Genomic DNA, 4,056 nt, shown 5'->3' with positions numbered 1-4,056 from the left:
CGGCCCGGCCGTGGGGGCCGGCGGGGGGGGGGGGGGGGGGGGGGGGCGCGCCCCCCCCCCCCGCGGGTCGATGCCCCGGGACGCGGGTGCGTCCCGGGGCGTGTCGATCAGTACTGGCGGTCCGGCAGGGCCTCGACGGCCGCCTCCTGGTCGAAGGCCAGGTCCTCGACGACGATGCGCTTCTCGACCTCCTCGCCGGCGACGACCTTCTGCGCGACCTCGGCCAGGTCCGGCCCCAGCAGCGGGTTGCACTCGACGATGTAGTTGATCTTGCCATCGGCGAGGGCCTGCATGCCGTCCTTGACGGCGTCGATCGTGATGATCTTGATGTCCTCGCCGGGTGTCATGCCGGCCGCCTCGATGGCCTCGATGGCGCCCAGGCCCATGTCGTCGTTGTGGGCGAACACGAGGTCGATGTCGTCGTACTTCTGCAGGAAGCCCTCCATGACCTGCTTGCCCTCGGTGCGGGTGAAGTTGCCGGTCTGGGAGTCGATCACCTCGATGTCGCTGCCCTCGATGGCGGTGCCGAAGCCCTCCTTGCGGTCGATGGCGGGCGCAGAACCTGTCGTGCCCTGCAGCTCGACCATCTTGTACCCCTCGCCGTCGTACTGCTCGACGGCCCACTCGCCGGCCATCTCGCCCTCCAGGACGAAGTCCGAGCCGATGAAGGACTCGTAGAGGGTCTCGTCCTCGCTGTCGACGGCGCGGTCGGTGAGGATCACGGGGATGCCGGCCGTCTTGGCCTCCTCGAGCACGGCGTCCCAGCCGGTCTCGACCACCGGCGAGAACGCGAGCACGTCGACGCCCTGCTGGATGTACGAGCGCAGGGCCTGGATCTGGTTCTCCTGCTTCTGCTGGGCGTCGGAGAAGCTGAGGTCGAACCCGTTCTCCTCGGTGAGGGTGTCCTGGATGGACTGGGTGTTGGCGGCGCGCCACCCGGACTCGGCACCCACCTGGGAGAACCCGATCGAGATCAGCTCGTCGCCGCCGGACCCCTCGGCGCTCTCGCTGCCGCCGGACTCCTCCGAGGCCGGTTCGCTGCTGCAGGCGCCGAGCGCCAGCATCGCCGCTGCCGAGACCGCGGCGATCGTGCCGCGCATCCACATCTTCCGTGCCATGTCTGCTCTCCTCCTCGAGACGCCGGACGGCCGGTCCACCGGCCGTGGGTCAGCTCCGACCCTCCGGCACACTTGCTTTGTGACCGCTAACATAGTGCTAGATGTGACCGGTCACAACGACGTGTCCACAATTGGACGTCACGATCTCGTAACGTCACCGCCCGGACGAGCGAGCATGCACGGACCCGCACGCGAGGACCGGCGGCACGGGCCGGCAGCACGGACCGGCTCAGTCCTCGTCGTCGAGCTCCGGCCCGTCGAGCTGCCCGTCCAGCTCGGCCGCGATCATCTCGACGATCGTGTCCACCGTGACGCCCGGCCCGTTGCTCAGCTCGCCGATCTTCTCCCGGTCCTTCAGGACCACGATCCGGTCGCTCAGGCGCACCACCTCCTCGAGCTGGGAGGAGATGAAGACGACGGCGACCCCCTCGCCGGCCAGCCGCGCCACCCGACGCTGGATGTCGAGCTTGGCGGCGATGTCGATGCCACGCGTCGGCTCGTCGAGGATCAGCACGTGCGGCCGCGTGGCCAGGAGCCGCGCGAGCATCACCTTCTGCTGCGTCCCGCCGGACAGCTCGCCGGCCGGCCGGTCCAGGTCCTCGTGGGACAGGTTGAGCGCGTCGAGGTAGACGTCCACCACGGCGTCCTGCTCGGGCCGGGACAACGGCCGGGTCCAGCCGCGCAGCGCCTGCAGGGCCAGCACGATGTTCTCCCGCACCGTCAGGCCCGCGATGATGCCGTCGTGGCGCAGGTTCTCGCTCGACACGGCGATCCGGTGCCGCAGCGCGGACGCCGGACCCCGCAGGTGCACCCGGTCGCCGTCCAGCCAGAGCTCGCCCCGGTCCGGCCGCTCGACACCACCCATGAGGCGGGCGAGCTCGGTGCGGCCCGAGCCCCGCAGCCCCGCGAAGCCGACGACCTCGCCCCGCGCCAGGTCGACGTCGGTGGGCTCGAGCGTGCCCCGGCGGCCGATCGACGCCGCCCGCAACGTCACCTGGTTCGACGACCGGGCGTAGTGGTGCTCCAGCCGCTGCGAGTGCAGGGCCTGCAACGCGTCGATGTCCTCACCGAGCATCTTCGAGATCAGCTCGGCCCGGTCCACCTCGGCCGTGACGTACTCCGCCACCACCCGACCGCCCCGGAGCACGGTCAGCCGGTCGCTGACCTCGAGGACCTGCTCCAGGAAGTGGGACACGAACAGCACCGCGACGCCCTGGTCCCGCAGCCGCCGGACCACACCGAGGAGCTGGGAGGCCTCCGCCTCGTCCAGGCTCGACGTCGGCTCGTCGAGCACGAGCACCCGCGGCTCCAGGACGATCGCGCGGGCGACCGCGACGAGCTGCTTGGTCGCGGGTGACAGCGAGTCCAGGGGTGCCCGCGGGTCGACGTCGTCGATCCCCAGGGCGGCCAGCGCGGCCGACGCCCGCTCCCGGCTCCGCGCCCAGCGGATGCCGAACGGGCCGCGCACCTCGTGGCCGATCATGATGTTCTCGGCCACGGACAGCTGCGGGCTCAGGTGCGACTCCTGGAACACGGTCGCGATACCGTCCGCGCGGCTCCGGGCGACGCTCGTGGGAGTGCTGGCCTCGCCGTCGACCCGCACGGTGCCTGCCAGGAGCGGCACGGTGCCCGTCAGAGCGCCGATGAGCGTGGACTTGCCGGCGCCGTTCTCCCCCATCAGCGCGTGCACCTCGCCGGGACGCAGCGTCAGGTCGGCGCCGTCGAGCACCCGCACGCCCGAGTACTCCACGGTGATCCCGCGCATCTCGACCACGGGCCGTGCCGTCGCCTCCGGACGCGTCTCCCGGGCCGCCATCAGTCGACCTTCCTCGGTGCGGCGCTCGAGGCGCGCACGACGATCTCGGCGGGGGTCCGCGTCACGTCCGGGATCTCGCGCTCCTCGATCGCGGCCCGCAGGACGTCGACGACGGAGACGCCGAGCGCGTCGAAGTTCTGCCGCACGGTGGTCAGCGGCGGGATGACGTGCCGCGCCAGCGGGATGTCGTCGAAGCCGACCACGCTGACGTCGTCGGGCACGGAGAAGCCCCGCTCGTGGAGCCCGTGCACGAACCCGACGGCCATGTCGTCGTTCGCGACGAACACGGCCGTGTACTCGGGCAGCTCACGGATCCCCCGCGCGAAGTCGTAGGCGAAGTCCGCCGTCCAGTCGCCGACGACGATCGGGCGTTCGCGCAGGCCCCACGACCTCGCCCGGGCGCGGAAGGCGCGTTCGCGCGTCCGGGCGTCGAGCCAGTCGAGCGGGCCGGCCAGGTGCAGGATGTCGCGGTGCCCGAGCGAGACGAGATGGTCGACGGCGAGCGTCGTCCCGGCCTGCTGGTCGACCGTCACCGTGAGGAACGTCGGGTCCTTGTCAGGCTTGACCACGAGCACGGGCACCCCGACGGCGATGCGGCGCAGCGCGGCGATCGACGACGATCTCGGCGCGACGACGCACAGCGCCTCGATGCCCAGCGCGATCAGGTGGTCGACGGCCTCCTGCGGGCTGATCTCTTCGCCGGCGCGCAGGAGCACCGAGCTGACCTCGTAGCCGGAGGCGCGGGCGGCGGACTCGACGGCGTACAGCGTGCTGGTCGGCCCGAACGTCATCGCGCTCTCCACGAGGACGCCGATGCGGCGGCTGCGCTGGGTGGCGAGGGCACGAGCCGTCAGGCTCGGGCGGTAGCCGAGCTCTTCGATGGCCTCCTCGACGCGCCGCCGGGTGGCCTCCCGGATGTTCGGGTGGTCGTTGAGGACCCGGGACACGGTCATGTGCGACACGCCGGCGAGCTGCGCGACCTGCCGGATGTTCGGCTTGTCGACACCGGGACTCGCCATGCAGGCCTCCATCGGGTTCCGCCGGACGGCCGACGCGCGGCGCGGTGCGGCGAACACAGGATACCGCCGGCGTCCGACGGCTCGTCGCCGGCCCACCCCCTCG

The 4,056-nt window shown here is 71.8% G+C and carries 3 protein-coding genes; all 3 read right to left on the bottom strand.

Features of this window, described 5'->3' with window-relative positions; all coding sequences use genetic code 11:
- Positions 1-107 precede the first annotated feature (107 nt).
- Complete coding sequence (locus ACH5HR_RS16910; RefSeq protein WP_402372260.1) at positions 108-1,118, bottom strand: ABC transporter substrate-binding protein; 1,011 nt, start codon at positions 1,116-1,118, stop codon at positions 108-110.
- A 229-nt stretch (positions 1,119-1,347) separates the two neighbouring features.
- A complete protein-coding gene (locus ACH5HR_RS16905; RefSeq protein ID WP_416479015.1) occupies positions 1,348-2,934 on the bottom strand; it encodes a sugar ABC transporter ATP-binding protein in 1,587 nt (528 codons plus the stop codon).
- The gene (locus ACH5HR_RS16900) at positions 2,934-3,953 is read right to left on the bottom strand and encodes a LacI family DNA-binding transcriptional regulator (protein WP_402372264.1); all 1,020 of its coding nucleotides are present in this window, start codon (positions 3,951-3,953) and stop codon (positions 2,934-2,936) included. Before ACH5HR_RS16900 ends, ACH5HR_RS16905 begins: the two co-directional genes overlap by 1 nt.
- Between the last annotated feature and the right edge of the window lie 103 nt (positions 3,954-4,056).

Origin of the sequence: Isoptericola maris, assembly GCF_048065335.1 — a bacterium.
Taxonomy (GTDB): Bacteria; Actinomycetota; Actinomycetes; order Actinomycetales; family Cellulomonadaceae; genus Isoptericola; species Isoptericola rhizosphaerae.
This window is presented reverse-complemented; position numbering and strand designations above follow the sequence as displayed.